The organism is Candidatus Leptovillus gracilis, from assembly GCA_016716065.1.
Lineage (GTDB): Bacteria > Chloroflexota > Anaerolineae > Promineifilales > Promineifilaceae > Leptovillus > Leptovillus gracilis.
Window position 1 is genome coordinate 561,879 of the sequence record JADJXA010000003.1, and the last position, 18,818, is coordinate 580,696.

Consider the following 18,818-nt stretch of genomic DNA (forward strand, 5'->3'; position numbering starts at 1 on the left):
GTGCGTTCGGCTACGGCTGGTGGTGATACACCTGCCAGCCCAGGTAATCTCCCAGCACCTCTTGCAGCACATCGGCAACGTGGGCATCGGTCATGGCGCAGTGGTGGGCGAAGCCGTTCTTGGCGGCGTAGCGCATCAACCCTTGCAAGTTTTCCACTTCCACCACCGCGCTGTTGCCGGGAATGCGCGAGAGCGGGTCGTTGGTGGTGCGGCCCTGGCCGTAGTAGGCTTTGATGACCCCTTTGCGGTCATCGGTGTCTATGCGGGCATAGGTGAGGGGGAAGGCGGGCGAACGGCCGTCTAACGCCCCCCAGGTATTTTCCGGCCCCAACGTCGTGCCCAACACCTCCGCCGTGCTGATGCGCACCTCTTTGACCAGGCTCTTGGCCCAGTTGCCGCAGTGGAAATAAATGCACTTGTTGGGATCATCGTCGTAATTGTTGTTCCAATCCACCAGCGCCGCCGGTTTGTGGCTGGCTAAAGTCAGGGCATACATCGAAACTGTACCGGCGATGTCCGTTTCGCAGGCGCTGGGCATCAATTCGTCGCTCATCATGCTCATCAACGTGCAAACGTTCACGCCATAATTCTTTTGCAGCGATTCCCAGCATTGGATAGCCGTCGCCGTAATGCCGTTGTCGGCCATCCAGCCGCGAATCGTCGCCGACAATTTGGCGATTTTGGTCAGCGAGGCGGCGGGCACAGCTTCGTAAGCGGCGTACTGCTTGATGCGCTCGATTTCGGCCGTCACCTGGGCGTCGCCATCATCCAGGCGGCGCACCCAGCCAAACACGTCAGACAAATCCAACGTCTGCACGCTCATGCCCACCGACTCGAACAATTTTTCGCTGTAGCGCACGGTCTTAAACGCGCCCGGCCGCGCGCCAATCGCGCCGATGCGGGCGCTGGTTAGCCCTTTGCGGGTGCGGCAAATGGCGGCAAATCTGTTGATTTCGGCGGCAAAGGCGTCGCTGTCGGGGTCTAAGGTGTGGGATTGAGTGACGCTAAACGGGATGCCGTACTGGTACAGATTGTTGGTGACGGACAGCTTGCCGCAAAAGGCGTCGCGGCGGCCGGCGGCCGTCAGGGTGTCGCTGCGGTCGGGGAAGGCGTGGACCAGAATCGGCACGTTCAGCCGCGATTCGCGGATGGCGTCGGCGACGCCCTGCTCGTTGCCAAAGTTGGGCAGCGAGACGAGGATGCCGTCAATCTCGTCCTGATGGCGGCGGAACAGTTCGCCGCATTTTTGCGCGTCGCTCCAGGTTTCCACCGCGCCCAGAGGGGTGGCAGCGGCATCTACGCTGATGGTTTTGATGCCCAGTTCGGCCAGAAGAGACAGAATTTTAGCACGGCCGTCCACGACCAGGTGGTCGGCAAAAAACTCGCGGTTGGTGACGATAACGCCTAATGTTGTCATAGTTCGCTCCTTTGGAAGCGAGAGCGAGAGCAAGAGGAGGAAGAAGGCCCTTCCTCCTCTCGCTCTTGCTCTAGCTCTTGCTTAACGTTTCTACTTCGGCCCGTGTGGGCATGGCGGGCTGCGCCCCTTGTTTGGTGACGGCCAACGCGCCGACGGCGTTGGCGAATTGGGCGGCGGCCGGCAGCGACCGACCTTCGCCCAGGCCAACGGCCAGTCCGGCGACAAAAGCGTCACCGGCGGCGGTGGTATCTACGGCGTTGACAGGATAGGGGGCAACGGCCGTAAATTCCCCATTTCCCCCCGCCAATACCAGCGCGCCGCGGCTGCCCAATGTCAGCACCACGCTGCCTACGCCCAAATCGAGCAAGCAGCGCGCCGCCTGCCGCGTTTCGTCGCCAGTTGTCACTGGCAAGCCGGTCAGCAGCGCGGTTTCCGATTCATTGGGGACCAACACATCCACCCCGGCCAGAATATGGGCCGGTAACGGCCGTGCCGGGGCCGGATTAAGGATAACTTTCACGCCAGACTGTTGGGCCAGCATGACGGCCGTCTCTATCGTTTCCAACGGCGTCTCCAGGGGCATGACCAGCAGGTCTACCCGGTCTAACTGCTCCCAGGCGCGGTGGACGTGTACGGCCGTCAGCCGATAATTGGCCCCCGACGCGACGGCAATGCTGTTTTGCCCTGCGGCGTCCACAGTGATCATAGCGATGCCGCTGGCCGCCGTTTCGTCCACGCCGACGTGGGTCACGTCTATGCCTTCGGCGCGGGCAGCGGCCAAAAGCTGCGCGCCAAACGCATCCGCCCCCACCCGACCGATCAGCGAGACCTTTGCCCCCAGGCGCGCCGCGGCCACCGCCTGGTTGGCCCCCTTGCCACCGGGAATGGTGGCGAAGTTATCACCCAACACCGTCTCGCCCGGCGCAGGAATCGTCGGGACCTGTACCACCAGGTCCATATTTAAGCTGCCAACAACGACGATGTGGGGTTGGGGCATGGGTTTCTCCTGACGTATTCCGTATTCCTGTTCCGTTTACGGCTCACGGCTTATGGTAGTACAAACCCCCAGGCCCCGGCCACCAGGATGATGTTGGCGTAGGGGGTAAACTCGCCGGTGCGGATGATGGCGCGGGACACGGCCGTTGTCCGCTTGAACTCCACGTGGGCAACCAGTTCAACCGGCGTATCGCCCATAATTTCTAGCACAGCGGCATACATCTGCGGGCTGACGACCTGCATCTCTTCGGCCACGATGGCTTTTTCCACATACATCTCGCTCAGCACTACGCGCAGGGTCTCTAAGAAGGAAGGCACGCCCCTGGTCAGAGCCAGGTCAATGCGCTGCGTCGTCGCCGGGATGGGCAGACCGGCATCGGCAATGGTGAGAGTGTCTGTGTGACCCAGGCCGCCGAGTACGGCCGTAATCGGTTGGTTGATCAGGTCGCTCTTTTTCATGCTTCCTTCCATTTAATGTTACAGCCGATAGACGGCCGTTGCTCCACCGCCACCGGCTCTCCAGCCAAAATCGCGTCCAGCGCGGCCCGCACATCGCGGCCCGTCACCGGCACGTCATTACGCGGCCGGGCATCGTCCAGTTGACCACGATAGACCAGCTTCAACTCGCCGTCAAAAATGTAAAAGTCCGGCGTACACGCCGCCTGATACGCTTTGGCCACGCTCTGGTCTTCATCATACAGATAGGGAAATGAATAACCTTGTTCCTCAGCCACAATGCGCATCTGGTCGGGGGCGTCAGCCGGGTATGCTGCCACGTCGTTGGAACTGATCGCCACAAACGCGACCCCCTTTGGCTGGTAATCGGCCCCCAGGCGCGCCAATTCTTTGTTGATGTGTTTGACATAAGGGCAATGGTTACAGATAAACATAATTACCGTCGCCACATCTGATTTTAACGCCGACAAAGCCATCGTTGCGCCTGACACAGCGTCCGGTAAAACAAAATCCGGCGCAACCGTGCCCAGCGCCAGCATATTCGAGGGAACAGCAGCCATAACCAAACTCCTTTGCCAGCCGCAGAGACGCTGCACATGCAGCGTCTCTGCGGCTATCTAACTATTTCTTCGGTGCGAAGCGTTCGTAATTACCTGCATTGTCAATGGTTAACAGCACCATGTCAATGGACTGCTTCTCCGGCTTGCCCGTGCTGCCGGTGGTGATGAATTGGTGCGCCTGATTGACGGCCTGAATCGCCATCTCGGCTACTGGCTGAAGCGAGGTCGCTTTCAGTTCACCGGCGACGATGGAGGCGATGGCGTCGTCGCTGCCATCAAAGCCGACGACGATCACTTCGGGACGGCCGGCGGCAATCAGCGCCGCCTGTGCGCCCAGGGCCATCGTATCGTTACCGGCGATGACGCCTTTGATGTCGGGGTTGGCTTGCAGGATGGTTTCCATGACCTCGAAGGCTTCGGTCTGGCTCCAGTTGGCCGTTTGTTGGGCCACCATCACCATGTCCGGGAATTCGTCAATCACGTCGTGGTAGCCTTGCGAACGGACGTGGGCGTTGGTGTCGGTGTCCCGACCAGTCAGCTCGACATACTCCCCTTCTTCGCCCATCAGTTCAACGAAGTACTCCGCCAGGATGGTCGCGCCCTGGTAGTTGTTGGAGACGATCTGGGCGGCGGCGATGCCATCTTGGGTAATTTCGCGGTCTACCAGGAAGGTGGGGATACCGGCGTCGGCCGCTTTTTGCACGGCGGCGACGCTGGCGTCGGCGCCGGCGTTGTCCAGGATGATGGCGGCTGCGCCCTGGGCGATGGCGGTGTCGAACAGTTCACTTTGTTTGTTGGCATCATCGTCGTGTACCAGCGACAGGGTGTTGTAGCCCAGCTCTTCGGCGGTAGCGACGGCGATGTCGGCCATCGCGCCAAAGAAGGGATTGTCGTGCGATGGGGTGATGACGACGATGAGTTTACCGGCGCTATCGACGGCCGGGGCGGCCGTGCTCGCCCCTGGTTTGGGGGCGAAGCGTTCGTAATTGCCGGCGTTGGCAATGGTTAACAGCACCATGTCAATGGACTGCTTCTCCGGCTTGCCCGTGCTGCCGGTGGTGATGAATTGATGCGCCTGGTTGACGGCCTGAATCGCCATCTCGGCTACTGGCTGGAGCGAGGTCGCTTTCAGTTCACCGGCGACGATGGAGGCGATGGCATCATCGCTGCCATCAAAGCCGACGACGATCACTTCGGGACGGCCGGCGGCAATCAGCGCCGCCTGCGCGCCCAGGGCCATCGTATCGTTACCGGCGATGACGCCTTTGATGTCGGGGTTGGCTTGCAGGATGGTTTCCATGACCTCGAAGGCTTCGGTTTGGCTCCAGTTGGCCGTTTGTTGGGCCACCATCACCATGTCCGGGAATTCGTCAATCACGTCGTGGTAACCTTGCGAACGGACGTGGGCGTTGGTGTCGGTGTCCCGACCGGTCAGCTCGACATACTCCCCTTCTTCGCCCATCAATTCAACGAAGTACTCCGCCAGAATGGTCGCGCCCTGGTAATTGTTGGAGACGATCTGGGCGGCGGCCACGCCTTCCTGGGTAATTTCGCGGTCTACCAGGAAAGAGGGGATACCGGCGTCGGCCGCTTTTTGCACGGCGGCGACGCTGGCGTCGGCGCCGGCGTTGTCCAGGATGATGGCGGCTGCGCCCTGGGCGATGGCGGTGTCGAACAGTTCGCTTTGTTTGTTGGCGTCGTCGTCGTGTACCAGCGACAGGGTGTTATAGCCCAGCTCTTCGGCGGTAGCGACGGCGATGTCGGCCATCGCGCCAAAGAAGGGATTGTCGTGCGATGGGGTGATGACGACGATCAATTTTTTGCCACTGTCGGCGGCGGGAGCGGTCGTGTCTTCGGTAGTGTCGGCGGCGGGCACGGCCGTTGGCGCGCTGGCGGGTGTATCTGTGGCGGCGGGGCTGCAAGCAACCATGAACAGGGCGCTAATCAACAACAAGGTAATCAACTGCAATAACTTTCGGCTTGTCATGTGTCATTCTCCTCTCAAATGTTTTGAAATATTGGTTCAGCTTGAAATAAGAACTCTATGGGTAATCCTTCTTCTCTTCCGATTTTCACCTCCTATACAATTTGCTGCTGACGTTGTAACGCGGCTCGTTCCTGCATCCGCACCTGAGCCTGGTCAATGACGACAGCAAAAACAATAACGGCCCCCTTGATCACCTGCTGCCAGAATGAAGAGACGCCCAGACCTATAAGGCCATCACCCAACACGCCAATGACAAACGCGCCGATGATGGTTCCGCCGATGCTGCCCCGCCCGCCGGAAAGCGAGGTGCCGCCCAACACAACGGCGGCAATCGCGTTTAGCTCAAAAAACGTCCCGGTGGCCGGGTGGGCGGCTACTAACTGCGAGGCGATGATCAGGCCGACCGTGGCCGCGCAGAAGCCGGAAATCATATAGACAATGGTCTTGACGCGCTTGACGCGCACGCCAGACAGTTCCGCGGCGCGTTCATTGCCGCCGATGGCAAAGACGTGGCGACCAAAGGGGGTCTTGGTCGCCACAAACGCGGCCACCAACGCAAAAACGATCATGATCCAGATGGAGTAGTTGACCGAAAGAAAATCGCCGGAGCCAAGAGCCGGGAAGCCAGTGTTGCCCAGTTCTGGCCGGCCGACCAGATTGGGGAAGGTTCGGCCGCCAGAACGCAGCAGGGCCAGCCCGCGCGCGGCGTATAACATGCCCAAAGTAGCAATGAAGGGGGCCACGTTGAAGCGGGTAATGATAAGGCCGTTGAGGCCGCCCAGCAGTGCGCCGAGGATCAATGTGATTAAAATGATGGCCCAAACCTGGAAATAAACAATCACGCCAAACATGGGCAGGACCAAACCTTCGTTAATCAGCCCACCGGCAATCATGGCTGCCAGGCCGACAATGGAGCCAACCGAGAGGTCTATGCCACCGGTGAGGATGACGTAGGTCATGCCAATGCCCAGGATGGCGTTGATGGCGACATGTTTGGCCATGATGATGATGTTGGCCTGTGTCAGGAAGTTTGGACTGAGGACTGAAAAGACGATGAGCAGGACGATGAGGGCGATGAACGCCCGCCCGCGCAAGAGGAATTCTTGCACGTCCAGACTGGTGATGCGCCTTTTGCCAGCAACGGCTTTGATTTCAGCTTGGCTCATAGGGGGGATCCTCCGTTTCCATTGCGATTATTGGCCAGCCCGTGGCCGACGGCCGAATCTCGGACCAGGTATTCTTCGGTTGCTTCCGCCTGGTGGTATTCGCCGGTGATGATGCCCCTGGACATGACCAAAATGCGGTCGGCCATGGCCAGGACCTCTTTCAATTCAGACGAGATAAACAGGATGCCGTATCCCTGGGCCGCCAGACGGCTCATGATCTGGAAAATTTCCGCTTTGGCGGCCACATCTATGCCGCGTGTGGGTTCGTCTAGCAGCAGCACTTTGGGGTGAGTGAGCAAACTCTTGGCGACGACGACTTTTTGCTGGTTGCCGCCGCTGAGCGAGGTGATGAGTTGGTTGGGATTGGCAATTTTGATTGACAGGTTTTTTACGGAATCGCCTACCGCTTCTTTTTCTTTCTTGCGCGAGATGGACAGGCGGCTAACGTATTGGCGCAGGCTGGCCAGGAGGATATTGTCGGCGACGGACATGGTTTGTACCAGGCCATCGCGCTGCCGGTCTTCGGGGACAAGACACATGCCGAGGTTGATCCGGCCGTTTACCGTCCCCTCCCGCACCTCTATGCCATCCAGCCACACCTGCCCGCCCGTCGCCTGGCGCACCCCGGCCAGGCACTCAAACAACTCTGAGCGGCCGGCGCCCATCAACCCATAAACGCCCAAAATCTCCCCCTGCCGCAGCGTAAAGGAGACGTGGTCCAGCGTGAAACCACCGCCAGCGCGGGGCAGTGTCATATCAGCCACGCGCAGCAGTTCTGCGCCAATTTTGTGGCTTTCGCCGCGGAAGAGAGAGGCGGGGTTGCGCCCAACCATTTGCTCAATAATCCAGGCAACGTCTATCTCCGCCGCCGCTTTTTCCGCCACCAGACGACTGTCGCGCAGCACCGTGACATAATCGCCGATTTGCAGCAGTTCGTCCAACTTATGCGAGATGTAGATGATGGAGACCCCGGCCGCTTTTAGCTCTTCGATCACCTCAAACAAAATCTCTACCTCGGCGCTGCTGAGGGCCGAAGTGGGTTCATCCATAATGAGGATGCGGGCGTCTTCGGCCAGCGCGCGGGCGATTTCCACGATCTGCTGCTGGCCGATGCGCAAATCGGCTACCAGGTCGTCTGGCTTGATGGGCTGGCGCAGCCGTTTGAGCAGCAGTTCGGTCTGGGCGATTTGTGCTTTTTTGTTGATGAGGAAACGGCCGTTGGTCATCTCCCGCGCCAGGAAAATATTCTCCACCACGCTCAAATTAGGGAAAAGATTCATCTCCTGGTAAATGATGCCTATGCCTTGTCGGGCGGCATCCAACGGGCTGCGGAAGCTCACTTCCCGCCCTTCCAGCAGCAGTTGGCCGCTGGTGGGCTGGTAAGCGCCCGCCAAAATCTTCATCAGCGTGGATTTGCCCGCGCCATTTTCGCCAACCAATACGTTGACTTTGCCGCGATACACATTGAAATCCACGTGATCCAGGGCCACCGTGCCGGGGAACAACTTGGTGATGTTGGCAGCCCGCAGGATGACGTCATCCGGCGGGGCAGCGTTCAGTTCAGTGGGGGAAAGGGTGGGTGAAGTTGCCATATCGTCAGCCGCCCACGTCCAGCAGTACTGGCGTGATCACAATTTCGCTCAGGTCTATATTGGTCTGGTTGGTGGTGCGGATGGTAAACACGCCGTTGAACGCAACCGGCTGACCGACCAGATTCTCCAGGTCCAGGCTGTTGACCACTTCGTTGGCGACCCGCTGGTTCAGTTCGCGTGCGACCTGACCGAATTCGGTCTGTTCGCGGAAATCGCCGAAGTTGATGAAGCCAACGCCATCACGCACGCCATCGCCGCGAATGAGGGGGCCAACCTGCAAGATGATGGTGATGGGACCGTTGTAATCTTCAATTTGCAAAACGGCCGTCCCATTGCGCGATTCTGTACTCACCGACTCCACCACGCCCTGCCCACGCACCACAAAGTTTAGCGCGCCGCTCTGGGATATGGTGGCATACTGCTCACCCGCGTCCACCAGATCGCTCTCGATGGCCGCCAGAACAGTCGGTAAATCGGTGGCCTTTTCCAAAATAGTCGGCACAACCCGTTCAGCCCAGATGCCATCCACGTAGCTCACCGGGTCAAAGGTTTCGCTTTGCTGAAGCTGCTGCATTTCCTCAATCGGCACAATCGTGCAGGCTGCCAGCAGATTGATGAGGCAGACGCTTAATAAGACCCAAACTCTCTTCATACGCTCCTCCGGTGGAAATAGGAACGCGGACGTCCCGTCCGCCCCGGCAGGCGAGACGCCTGCGCTCCCAGGATTTTCATTCGTGGTGGTTGGTGTAGCCCACTCATCATGCTTGATTAATACTGTGCGCCCTTCGTGTGAACCTCTTCCAGCAATACCTGGCGCACGGCCGTTTGCCAGCCCCGGTACAATTGGTCAGCAGCGGCCGGGGCCATCGTTGGCGTAAAGGGGGTGTAGGCTTGCGGCAAGGCGGTCAGGGCGGCGATGTCGGCATAGAGACCGCAGCCCAGCCCACCGGCCAGCGCGGCGCCCAGGGCTGAAAGCTCCGGCAGCGCGGCGGCGCGCAACGGAGCGCCGGTCATGTCGGCGACGAACTGCATCAGGAAGCGGTTGCCCACCGCGCCGCCATCGGCGTGAAGATGCTGCAAAGGCACGCCAGACTCGGCGGCCATCAGGTCCAGCACGTCGCGGATGGAGTAGGCGATGCTTTCTAACGCCGCGCGGACAACGTGGTTTTTGCCGCTGCCCGGCGTCAGGCCGAGGATGGCCGCTCTGGCGTTGGGCTGCCAGTAAGGGGCGCTCAGGCCAACAAAGGCCGGAACCAGATAGACGCCGCCATTGTCGGCAACGGCCGTTGCCAGCCCCTCTGTCTCCGCCGCCGACTGAATCAGGCCCAACTGATCGCGCAGCCAGGCGATGGTCGCGCCGGTGAAGTTGATGATGCCCTCAAGCGCATAGGTGGGCTGCCCCTGGATGACCCAGGCGACGGCCGTCACCAAGCCGCTGTTGGAATAAGCCACCTGGTCGCCGATATTCAATAGTACCGAGGAGCCAGTACCAAACGTCACCTTAGCGCTGCCTGGGGTGAAGCAGCGCTGGGCAAACAGCGCTGCCTGCGAATCGCCCATGACGCCGACGATCGGTAACGGCCGTGGCAGCAGCCCGCCCAAATCTGTCGCGCCAAAACTGGCGTCGCTGTCACGTACATCCGCCAGCGCGTTCGGCGGCACAGCAAACAGGCGGCACAACTCTTCGTCCCAGGCCAGACTGCGGATGTCGAACAGCAGGGTGCGCGAGGCGTTGGTCTGGTCGGTGGCGAAGGTACGGCCGTTTGTCAGCCGGTAAAGCAAATAGGTGTCCATCGTGCCGATCAGCGCCTCGCCGGCGACGACTTTTTGGTAAATATCAGGGCGCTGGCGAAAGAGCCAGGTCAGTTTGGACGCCGGGAAGTAGGTGTCTATTTTGAGGCCGGTGCGCTGCTGCACCAGGAAACCATGCCCGGCGGCCGCCAATTCGGCGCAAATGGCTTCGCCGCGGCGGCACTGCCAGACGATGGCGTTGTACAGCGGTTCGCCGCTGGTTTTGTCGAAAACGACGATGGTTTCACGCTGGTTGGTCAGGCTGAGGCAGGTCAGATCGTCGCGCCGTTGTGGGCTGCGCGCCAATAATTCGCTGACGGCCTGGCGGGTATGGCGGTAGATTTCGGCAGCGTCGTGTTCCACCCAACCAGGACGGGGGTAGAGTTGGGCATGGGGAACGGCCGTTTTGTCCAACAGTTCACCCATCTCGTTGAACAAGATTGCTTTCGTCGCCGAGGTGCTTTGGTCAATCGCCAGGATCGTCTTCAACGCAGCTCCCTTAGGAATTTATTACAAAGGAATAAAGAGACGAAGGGGCAAAGAAGAAAATCTGTGTTCATCTGTGCCCCACTGTCGCGGCGGCCAGCAGGTTTTGGGCGGTGGCGGCGAGGCCATCGCCGGTGATGCCGTAGTGGGCCAAGATTTCGTTTTGGCTGCCGGTGACAGTGTATTCGTCGGGAATGCCGACGATTTTAAAAGGCAGGCTGACGCCATTTTGCAGCAGCAGGGCAGCCACGGTGCTGCCCAGCCCGCCATAGACGCTGTGTTCTTCAACGGTGATAATGGCCTGGGTGTGTTGAGCGGCGTGGAGTACGGCCGTCTTGTCCAACGGCTTCAGCGTGTGCATACTGATCACCCCGGCAGCGATGCCTTGTTCGGCCAGCAGATGGCTGGCCTGCACCGCCCGCGCCACCGTTTCGCCAATGGCGATAAAGGTCACATCGCGCCCTGCGGACAGGCTGATGGCTTTGCCAATTTCAAAGTGCGCGCCAGGTGCGTGCAGATGGGGCATGGCTGCTTTGCCAAAACGGATGTAGAGCGGGCGGGAATGGGAGACGGCCGTTTCAATCACGGCGGCCGTCTCAAAATTGTCCGCCGGGACCACAATGTCCAGGTTGTTGATGGCTTGCAGCGCCGCCAGATCATGCAGTGAATGATGCGTCGTGCCCAACGCGCCATAACTCACCCCGGCGCTGATGCCTACCACCTTCACCGGGTTGTCTGAATAAGCCACATCGTTCTTGATCTGTTCCAGACCGCGCGCCGTCAAAAAACAGGCTGGCGAGACGGCAAATACCTTTTTGCCGGCCGAAGCCAGCCCAGCCGACACCCCCACCAGATTTTGCTCAGCGATGCCGATTTCCACAATTTGCGCCGGCAGCGCCCTGGCAAAGGGTGTCAGTTTGCCCGACCCCCGCGAGTCGCTGGTGACAACCAGAATATCCCGGTCCACTTGCGCCAGACGCAGCAGCGTGGCCGCAAAAATCTCCAGGTTCGCCTTACCCATTTCCATTGTTCGCCCCCCATGTCCGTTCGGCCGCGTCCAGTTCCAACATGGCCGTCGCAAATTCGGTGTCCGTCGGTACGTGGTGGTGCCAATGAACCTGGTTTTCGATGAAACTCACACCCTTGCCTTTGGTGGTATGGGCCAAAACCAGGTTCGGTTTGCCTGGTTCAAAGGGCAGTTGGTCGAAAATTGCCAGCAGTTCGGGGATGCTGTTGCCATTGACCTCGCGTACGGCGTAACCAAAGGCGGTGAATTTTTGGCGTAAGTTGGTGATGCCGGTGACTGTTTCAATGGGGCCGGTAATTTGCAGCCCGTTGTAATCTACAATAACCACCAGATTATCCAGGTCATAATGGGCGGCGCTCATAGAGGCTTCCCAGTTGGAGCCTTCTTCCAGTTCGCCATCGCCTAAGAGGGTGAAGACGCGGTAGGAACGGCCGTCTAGCTTGGCCGCCAACGCCATGCCCACAGACAAAGACAGCCCATGTCCCAGCGCGCCTGTATTTTGCTCCACCCCATTCACCTTGCGCGTCGGATGGCCAATAAAATGGGATTGGTATTGGTTCAGAGTGTGCAGCACGGCCGTTGGATAAAAGCCCTTGTCGGCCAAAACCACGTATAACGCCTCTACCGAATGCCCTTTGCTCTGCACATAGCGGTCCCGATTGGCGTCCTGAAAGTTCGCCGGCGAGACGTTCATGGTGTAATTGTATAAGACGTTAAGAATATCTACGGCCGACAGGCTGCCGCCCGTGTGCCCAGAATTGGCGTTTTTGATAATCGTCAGAACTTCCCGGCGATATTGAATTGATTTTCGTTCAAGTTCTTCCGAGATTGTTTTGGACATCTCTTGCTTCCCATGTCTAACTGCAAATTACGCTTGAATAATTATTCATTGTGTGATATTCTTGCAGATATGGTGAGATTACATGATAAATTCAGCTCTGTCAAGACAATTTGCATAAATATTCAAAGGGGAATAAATCGTGACACGCATTGATGAACTACGGTTGATGACGCGCGTGGCCCGGCTGTATTATGAACGCAACATGCGTCAAGCAGAAATTGCGCAGCAGTTAGGGCTTTCCCAGGCGACCATCTCCCGGCTGTTTAACCGGGCCAGAGAAGAAGGCATCGTGCGCATCTCGGTCAGTGTGCCCCAGGGGGTCTATACAGAGTTGGAGGAGCGTCTGATCGCGCAGTACAACTTGCGCGACGCCATCGTGGTAGATTGCGTCCACGATGATGAGCAGATCATCCAGCGCGACATCGGCGCGGCTGCCGCCTATTACGTCGAATCTACCATCAAACCCGACGAGGTGATTGGCCTTTCTTCCTGGAGCGCCACTTTGCTGGCCCTGGTAGACGCCATGCACCAGACGCCGCGCAAAACTGGGGTTCAGGTTGTCCAGATTTTGGGTGGCATTGGCAATCCGGCGGCCGAAATTCATGCCGCTCGCCTCACCGGCCGTTTTGCTAAACTGGTACACGGCACGGCCACATTTTTGCCCGCGCCGGGTGTGGTGGGGTCGGAGGCCACGTTGCAGGCGTTTTTACAAGACCACTATGTGCAGGCAGCAATGGCGTTGTTCGACAAGGTGAGTCTGGCGCTGGTGGGCATTGGTGCGGTGGAACCTTCCGAGTTGTTGGCCGACAGCGGCAACATTTTCAGCAGCGAGGAATTGGATATTTTGCGCGGCCAGGGGGCAGTGGGGGATATTTTGCTGCGTTTCTTTGATGAAGACGGCCGTCCGGTGCAAAAATCTCTGAACAGCCGCGTGGTGTCTATGACCCTGGAGCAGCTTCACCGGGCAGATAGAGCGGTGGGAGTGGCTGGCGGCCGACGCAAACACGACGCCATCCGCGGCGCGCTGCGGGGCGGCTGGATTAACATTTTAATTACGGATTGTTTTACGGCGCGGCGGCTGGCAAACCAGAGCCAGCCGTTCTTCTAAGGAACGAGAATTAATTCACTTGCACGCTGTGGCAGGGTTTGTTGCTCGGTAGTTACCTTTAAGCTGACGTCTATATCAACTTTAACAACTGCGCTTCAGCGACCGCCTGCAGGCGGTTGTTTACATCCAGTTTAGCGTAGATGTTGGTCAGGTGGGTTTTTACCGTGCCGGGCGAAATGCACAATTGAGCCGCAATTTCGCGGTTAGACAATCCGGCGCGCACTAAGCGCAGCACATTTTGCTCCCGTGGGGTGATAGACGCCGTCGCCGCCAGGTCTTTCAGCGTTTCTTCGGACAGCGTGGTTTGCGCGCTGTCGGCACAGTCTGACAACTGCAATATCTGCTGGATGAAGTCTTGAGATTTGGGTGTGAGATGGTGGGTTTGCAGCAGCGTCAGCAGCGGAACAAGTTGGCTGCCGTGGTCGAGAAACGGCCGTATAAACCCCTCCGGCGCGGCCAACTGCACCGCCTCCGCTAACACCTGCCGCGCCTGATTCATTTTGTGCTGAACAAACAACGCCTGCGCCAATAACACACGCGCGTTTAACAATGGTTCATTGGGAAGACCGGCCGGATACTGCATCACAAGATAGGTCAGAATCGTCTCGGCGGCGTCCGCTTGCTGCTGCTTGAGCAAAATTTCCGCCCGCACCAATTCCGACAGCGTATGTGTTTCTTCTGTTTCCGCTTCTTTTAGCAGTTGTTCGGCGCGCGCAAAATCCTGCTGGCGGGCACAAAAACGGGCTTCATACGCCGCTAAATCCTGGTCACTCCACACGCGGGCCGGGCGATGCTCCTGCAATGAACGCGCGGCCTGAATGGTTGCCTGCGCCGCTGTATGGTCGCCATCGGCTGACTGCAACCTGGCGCGCAAGATCGCAATGGTCATCAATATGTTGGAGCTGGTGGGGTTAGGATCAACGGCCGTTGCCCGATCTAAAAATTGGCGCGCTTGGGTTAACTCATTGCGCCCCAGGCATATGTGGCTCAGGACAGACAAGGCAATGCTTGCCGGTTCTGGCAGTTGTCCCCGCTGGTTTAACGCTTGCTGCAACACCTGGTAGGCAACCTTTTCGCTTTGCCGCAGTTGGCCGCGCAGCAAGGCGCGGGTGGCAATATCCGAACCGGCGAATATTGCCACAAACAGATTGCCTTCCGCCCGCGCCCGGTCATAGATTTCATATACTTGTGCCGCAACTTCATCCGGTTTCGGCTTACTGTACATTTCTGTCAATAAATAGGCATCCAACAACTGCCAACGTACATCCGGCGCTTTGCCGGCCGACAACTGCGGAACGGCCGTTCCCGTTATAGAGCGCTGTCGAAAATGGCGCACCTCTTCCAGTACTTCTCGTTCGTTTTGCGTCATCTCTTTCTGCGGCCGGGCGGAAAGGTCATCTTCAATGTGCTGCAAAAAGCGCATCGTCTCAGCTTTTGGCAGGGCAAGCATGGCCAGACGCAAGTAAACAAACAACAATGTCTTATGCCGTTGTATCACCGTTTCCGGCAGCCGTTGTATCCAGCGCAGCAAGCGCGAATCTTCGCCCAACTCCGCCAATTCACGCAAACACACATCCTCAATAACCTCGGCCGCCGCTTCCCAATCTTCAATGGATAGCAAATGGCTCACCGCGTCGGCCGACATGTTCTGCGCCCCGTACCAGGCCGCCGCCCGCCGGTGCAGCTCTGGAATCTGGTCGGGAAATTGCCGCTGTAATTGGCTGCATAACATTTCGGCAAACAAATCGTGATACCGGTACCATGTCTGTTCGCCGGAACGGCTAATAAAGAGGTTTTCTTGCCACAGGCGAGCGAGCATCTGCGCCCCATCCGTCTGCCCGGTCACGGCATCACACAAACCACCCGTTAACTGTTTCAAAATTGAGGTTTTGAGCAGGAAAGTCTGCATCACCTTAGACCGTTGGTGCAGTGCTGTTTCCATAAAATATTCACGCAAAAAGAGATGAGCGCCGCTGAAGGTGTCTATCACCTGCCGCCGGTCCTCTTGTTTGTTCAGCGCCAGCACCGCCAGTTTCAAACCCGCTGCCCAGCCGCCGGTGCGCTTCACCAACGCCTCCATATCCGCATAAGCCAATGGCTGTTCGGCAATATGCTGCTGCAGAAAGGCGATGCCTTCCGGCAGCGTAAAGCGCAGATCATCCAACTCCATCTCTGTCACCAGGCCCATGGCGCGCAGCCTTCCCAACGCCAATGGCGGCCGGGTGCGTCCGGCGATGATAAGCTGCAAAACCGACGGTAAATGCTCCAACCAAATCTGGATGGAAGCGTGAATATCGGCTTGTTTGATATGGTGGAAATCGTCTAATACCAACCCGATGCCAAATGGTTCACCCTCTGTATAGACCAGTTCGTTGGTTACCCGCGTCACAATTTCAGCCGGCGTAATAGAAGAGGATCGTTGGAGAAAGGGCAGCAGTCTCTGCCCAAAACCGGGGCGCACTGTTTGCAGCGCCATGATCACGGTAGACCAGAAACGCAGCAAATGATCATCATCGGTATCCAGGGCCACCCAGGCGACCGGCATGTTGTCACATTCTTGCCGCCAGGCGTTTAGCAGCGTGCTTTTACCAAATCCGCCGGGCGCGGAAATGAAACTCACCGGTGTACTGATTTTGCTTGTCAGACGCGGGCGCATGACCAGGGTGGGCGGTAAAGTTGGCGGCCTGATTTTTGTCTGGGCAGCCAGGGATGTATTGGCAATCCAGGACGCATTGGCAGAACTGTCTAGAAAATCTGCGGTCAGGGATAGCTGGGCCAGAACGGTGTTTCCGGCCAAATTGGCGGCGGCTTCTTCCAGGCGGATAAGAGTCATTTCAGCCGATTTACCCAAATATGTTTTGTGTAATTTGCCGCTGCGCCGTCTGTAGGCGTACCAGTAATCGCTGCCACAGCGGCTCTCGCGCCGCGCCGTAAAATGCCCCGTCTCCCCTTTGAATTTGAACTGTGTATGGTGGGTGAGCCAGTTGTTCCATTGGGGAGAATCTATGGGGATGGCGGGGGACACGGCCGTTGCCTCTCCGCCCACCCACAACAAGCCATCCCGAATAATTGGTTCTGCTGCTTTTCCCATTAATCTAAGCCCAAAAAGTTACCCAAACCATGATTTGTCCCCTTTTGGGTAACTATTACGGCCGAATTGTATACCGGATCGTCATATTCGTCACATTTCATCTATCCCACATATAGCAAAATCATCCAAAATTCTGATACACAATCCATCGTTTTTTCGTTACTTTTAACTGATAACAACGAGATTGTCCGGTACCAGACAATCTTGGTTTTAACCAGGTTTTTGCAGCTTACGTTTTCAAATGGCCTATGTTCGCCGCGAAAAACTGCAAAAAAACAAATTAGAGAGGAGAGATACAGCATGAAACAAAAAAATAGCGTCTTGTTCATCATCCTTAGTCTGCTGCTCGTTTTTAGTCTTGCACTAAGCGCTTGCGGCACGACAACCACTTCGACGGAGGTTAGTCCAACAACTGTACCCGCCCCGGCAGTGGAAGAACCAGCCCCGGCCGTAGAAGAACCGGCTCCGGCAGTGGAAGAACCAGCCCCGGTCGTGGAAGAAGCGACACCGGTGGTAGAAGAAACTGCCCCGACTGAAGAACCTGCGGCTGCATCTACGGACCCGAATTCTCTGCCCCGTAACGAAACCCTGTACTTCAATGGTCAGCAGTGGGGTTCTGTTGTAGGCTGGAATCCTTTTTCCAACAGCAACAACAATGCCATGGCGATTGCCCAGCAAGACAACGCCCGCGTGATCATGTTCGAGACACCTTACCTGTACAATATGATGGACGGGCAGGTGTATCCTTTGCTGGCCGATGGCCCCTTTGAATGGAATGAAGCGCGTACTGAGATCGCCTTCAAGATCAAGCCGGCCGCTATGTGGAGCGATGGCACCCCGGTAACGGCCGAAGATGTCGCTTATACCTGGGCTACCCATGTGAAGTACAACACTCCCACCGGCGCGGCCAACATTGATTTCATCGAAGCCATCGAAGCCGTAGATGCCCAGACAGTTGTTGTTAAGGCTAAGCTGAATGAGGATGGTACGGCCGTCAATCCGCTGCTGGTGGCTGCTTACCTGAGCAGCAATTATGTGATCCAGAAAGCGTGGACCGAAACGCTGGAAGCGCGCGTCGCTGGTGACGCCACTGCGCTCTTGGCTGATCCTGCCGAAGACGTTGTTTATTCTGGCCCCTATCACAAATACTTCGCCGACGATACGAAGGTTATCTATGTCCGCGATGATAATTACTGGGGTCAGGATGCCTCCATGTGGGGTATGCTGCCGGTTCCGAAATACCTGGCGCACGTGATCTTTAAGGACAATGCGGCCGGTACAACCGCTTTGCAAGCTGGTGAGGTGGATGTTAGCCAGCAGTTCAATTCTAATGTGAACTTGCTGTGGGAAGATGATGGTCTACCCATCTCCACCTATTTACCCGACCCACCGTACCAGATCGGCGCTTCCCTGCCCACCGCCTTCTACAACCTGGAATCCCCCGGTTTGGATCAGGTTGCCGTGCGCAAGGCGATTGCCATGGCAGTGGATTACCCCACCATCATCGCCAACGCGATGACCAATCAATCGGCTACCTTTGACCAGGTTGCGCGCTCTTTGATGAACCCGACCGAAGGCGAGCAAGCCTTGTTCAACCACGACGCTGTGGCGGAATTGCAGTGGGCCGGTAACGACATTGAGGGCGCTAAGGCGCTGCTCGACGAGGCCGGCATTGTGGACTCCGATGGCGATGGCTGGCGTGAGTATGAAGGCGAAAAACTGAGCTATGTCGCTACCTGCCCCAATGGGTGGTCTGACTGGCAAGCCGCGATTGAAGTGGTGGCTGCGGCCGGCGCTGAGATCGGCATCGACATTACCACCAACTTCCCCGAATGGTCTGTTTACCAGACAATCGTCACCAAATCCGATGCGTCCCTGCCCGAAGGGTATGACATCTTCATGATGTGGAGTGATGGCGCTGGCCCGACGCAGCCGTGGGGTCGTATCCGCAAGCTGATGAGTTCTGAATTTATCGGCATGTCCAGCAACTGGAATGGTAACTGGGGCATGTATTCTAACCCCGACGCCGATGCCTTGATTCAAGCCATCCCCGCTGAGACCGACGCGACGGCTTTGCAAGATCTGTACACCGAACTGGTAAGCATTTACCTGTCTGATGTTCCTTCCTTCACGCTGATGTACCGTCCCCAATCGTTCCATACGGTGAACGAGACGGTTTGGACCAACTTCCCGTTTGACGGTGATGGGACCACCCCACCCGTACCCCCGCTCAACCTGACTGATGGTTGGAGTATCGCGGGTCTTTATAACCTGGAGCTTGCTAACAATTAAGTTGTAAG

At 57.7% G+C, this 18,818-nt stretch carries 14 protein-coding genes and 1 pseudogene; 2 read left to right on the plus strand and 13 right to left on the minus strand.

Annotation, left to right across the window (positions count from 1 at the left end):
• Positions 1-10 precede the first annotated feature (10 nt).
• The 12 genes and pseudogenes from IPM39_11330 to IPM39_11385 all read right to left on the minus strand — a co-directional run bounded on the left by IPM39_11330 (position 11) and on the right by IPM39_11385 (position 12,319).
• Positions 11-1,417 (minus strand): L-fucose/L-arabinose isomerase family protein, encoded by a 1,407-nt coding sequence (locus IPM39_11330; protein MBK8986655.1) that lies wholly within the window; start codon positions 1,415-1,417, stop codon positions 11-13.
• A gap of 70 nt (positions 1,418-1,487) precedes the next feature.
• Positions 1,488-2,414 (minus strand): ribokinase, encoded by a 927-nt coding sequence (gene rbsK / locus IPM39_11335; protein MBK8986656.1) that lies wholly within the window; start codon positions 2,412-2,414, stop codon positions 1,488-1,490.
• A gap of 50 nt (positions 2,415-2,464) precedes the next feature.
• Entirely contained in the window at positions 2,465-2,872 is a 408-nt protein-coding gene (gene rbsD / locus IPM39_11340) for a D-ribose pyranase (GenBank protein MBK8986657.1), read from the minus strand.
• Positions 2,869-3,429, minus strand: coding sequence for a thioredoxin family protein (locus IPM39_11345; protein MBK8986658.1), 561 nt, complete (start codon positions 3,427-3,429; stop codon positions 2,869-2,871). The genes rbsD and IPM39_11345 overlap by 4 nt, the downstream gene beginning before the upstream one ends.
• A gap of 61 nt (positions 3,430-3,490) precedes the next feature.
• Positions 3,491-4,447 (minus strand): D-ribose ABC transporter substrate-binding protein, encoded by a 957-nt coding sequence (locus IPM39_11350; GenBank protein ID MBK8986659.1) that lies wholly within the window; start codon positions 4,445-4,447, stop codon positions 3,491-3,493.
• Positions 4,433-5,359, minus strand: a pseudogene (locus IPM39_11355) (D-ribose ABC transporter substrate-binding protein). Before IPM39_11355 ends, IPM39_11350 begins: the two are co-directional and overlap by 15 nt.
• Before the next feature lie 149 nt (positions 5,360-5,508).
• Positions 5,509-6,582 carry an ABC transporter permease gene (locus IPM39_11360; protein MBK8986660.1) on the minus strand — a complete coding sequence of 358 codons (1,074 nt, stop codon included), beginning with the start codon at positions 6,580-6,582 and terminating at the stop codon, positions 5,509-5,511.
• On the minus strand, positions 6,579-8,174 hold the full coding sequence (locus IPM39_11365; GenBank protein MBK8986661.1) for a sugar ABC transporter ATP-binding protein: 1,596 nt from the start codon (positions 8,172-8,174) through the stop codon (positions 6,579-6,581). Before IPM39_11365 ends, IPM39_11360 begins: the two co-directional genes overlap by 4 nt.
• Positions 8,175-8,178: 4 nt before the next feature.
• The gene (locus tag IPM39_11370; protein ID MBK8986662.1) at positions 8,179-8,826 is read right to left on the minus strand and encodes a DUF2291 domain-containing protein; all 648 of its coding nucleotides are present in this window, start codon (positions 8,824-8,826) and stop codon (positions 8,179-8,181) included.
• Positions 8,827-8,942: 116 nt separating this feature from the next.
• Positions 8,943-10,454 carry a glycerol kinase GlpK gene (glpK, locus tag IPM39_11375; GenBank protein ID MBK8986663.1) on the minus strand — a complete coding sequence of 504 codons (1,512 nt, stop codon included), beginning with the start codon at positions 10,452-10,454 and terminating at the stop codon, positions 8,943-8,945.
• Positions 10,455-10,521: 67 nt separating this feature from the next.
• The gene (locus IPM39_11380) at positions 10,522-11,478 is read right to left on the minus strand and encodes a transketolase family protein (protein MBK8986664.1); all 957 of its coding nucleotides are present in this window, start codon (positions 11,476-11,478) and stop codon (positions 10,522-10,524) included.
• Positions 11,465-12,319 (minus strand): transketolase, encoded by an 855-nt coding sequence (locus IPM39_11385; protein ID MBK8986665.1) that lies wholly within the window; start codon positions 12,317-12,319, stop codon positions 11,465-11,467. Before IPM39_11385 ends, IPM39_11380 begins: the two co-directional genes overlap by 14 nt.
• A 139-nt stretch (positions 12,320-12,458) precedes the next feature.
• Here IPM39_11385 and IPM39_11390 point away from each other — a divergent pair, with 139 nt between their 5' ends.
• Complete coding sequence (locus tag IPM39_11390) at positions 12,459-13,427, plus strand: sugar-binding transcriptional regulator (GenBank protein ID MBK8986666.1); 969 nt, start codon at positions 12,459-12,461, stop codon at positions 13,425-13,427.
• Positions 13,428-13,497: 70 nt separating this feature from the next.
• Here the strand turns inward: IPM39_11390 and IPM39_11395 are convergent, their stop codons facing one another.
• Complete coding sequence (locus IPM39_11395) at positions 13,498-16,518, minus strand: hypothetical protein (GenBank protein MBK8986667.1); 3,021 nt, start codon at positions 16,516-16,518, stop codon at positions 13,498-13,500.
• A 300-nt stretch (positions 16,519-16,818) separates the two neighbouring features.
• On the opposite strand from IPM39_11395, the gene IPM39_11400 reads away from it, so the two are divergent.
• Entirely contained in the window at positions 16,819-18,810 is a 1,992-nt protein-coding gene (locus IPM39_11400; GenBank protein ID MBK8986668.1) for an ABC transporter substrate-binding protein, read from the plus strand.
• Positions 18,811-18,818 lie beyond the last annotated feature (8 nt).

Coding starts and splice junctions, on each gene's coding strand:
- IPM39_11330 (MBK8986655.1), bottom strand. CDS start 1,417: ATGACAACATTAGGCGTTATCGTCACCAACCGCGAGTTTTTTGCCGAC.
- rbsK (MBK8986656.1), bottom strand. CDS start 2,414: ATGCCCCAACCCCACATCGTCGTTGTTGGCAGCTTAAATATGGACCTG.
- rbsD (MBK8986657.1), bottom strand. CDS start 2,872: ATGAAAAAGAGCGACCTGATCAACCAACCGATTACGGCCGTACTCGGC.
- IPM39_11345 (MBK8986658.1), bottom strand. CDS start 3,429: ATGGCTGCTGTTCCCTCGAATATGCTGGCGCTGGGCACGGTTGCGCCG.
- IPM39_11350 (MBK8986659.1), bottom strand. CDS start 4,447: ATGGTGCTGTTAACCATTGCCAACGCCGGCAATTACGAACGCTTCGCC.
- IPM39_11360 (MBK8986660.1), bottom strand. CDS start 6,582: ATGAGCCAAGCTGAAATCAAAGCCGTTGCTGGCAAAAGGCGCATCACC.
- IPM39_11365 (MBK8986661.1), bottom strand. CDS start 8,174: ATGGCAACTTCACCCACCCTTTCCCCCACTGAACTGAACGCTGCCCCG.
- IPM39_11370 (MBK8986662.1), bottom strand. CDS start 8,826: ATGAAGAGAGTTTGGGTCTTATTAAGCGTCTGCCTCATCAATCTGCTG.
- IPM39_11380 (MBK8986664.1), bottom strand. CDS start 11,478: ATGGAAATGGGTAAGGCGAACCTGGAGATTTTTGCGGCCACGCTGCTG.
- IPM39_11385 (MBK8986665.1), bottom strand. CDS start 12,319: ATGTCCAAAACAATCTCGGAAGAACTTGAACGAAAATCAATTCAATAT.
- IPM39_11395 (MBK8986667.1), bottom strand. CDS start 16,518: ATGGGAAAAGCAGCAGAACCAATTATTCGGGATGGCTTGTTGTGGGTG.
- IPM39_11400 (MBK8986668.1), top strand. CDS start 16,819: ATGAAACAAAAAAATAGCGTCTTGTTCATCATCCTTAGTCTGCTGCTC.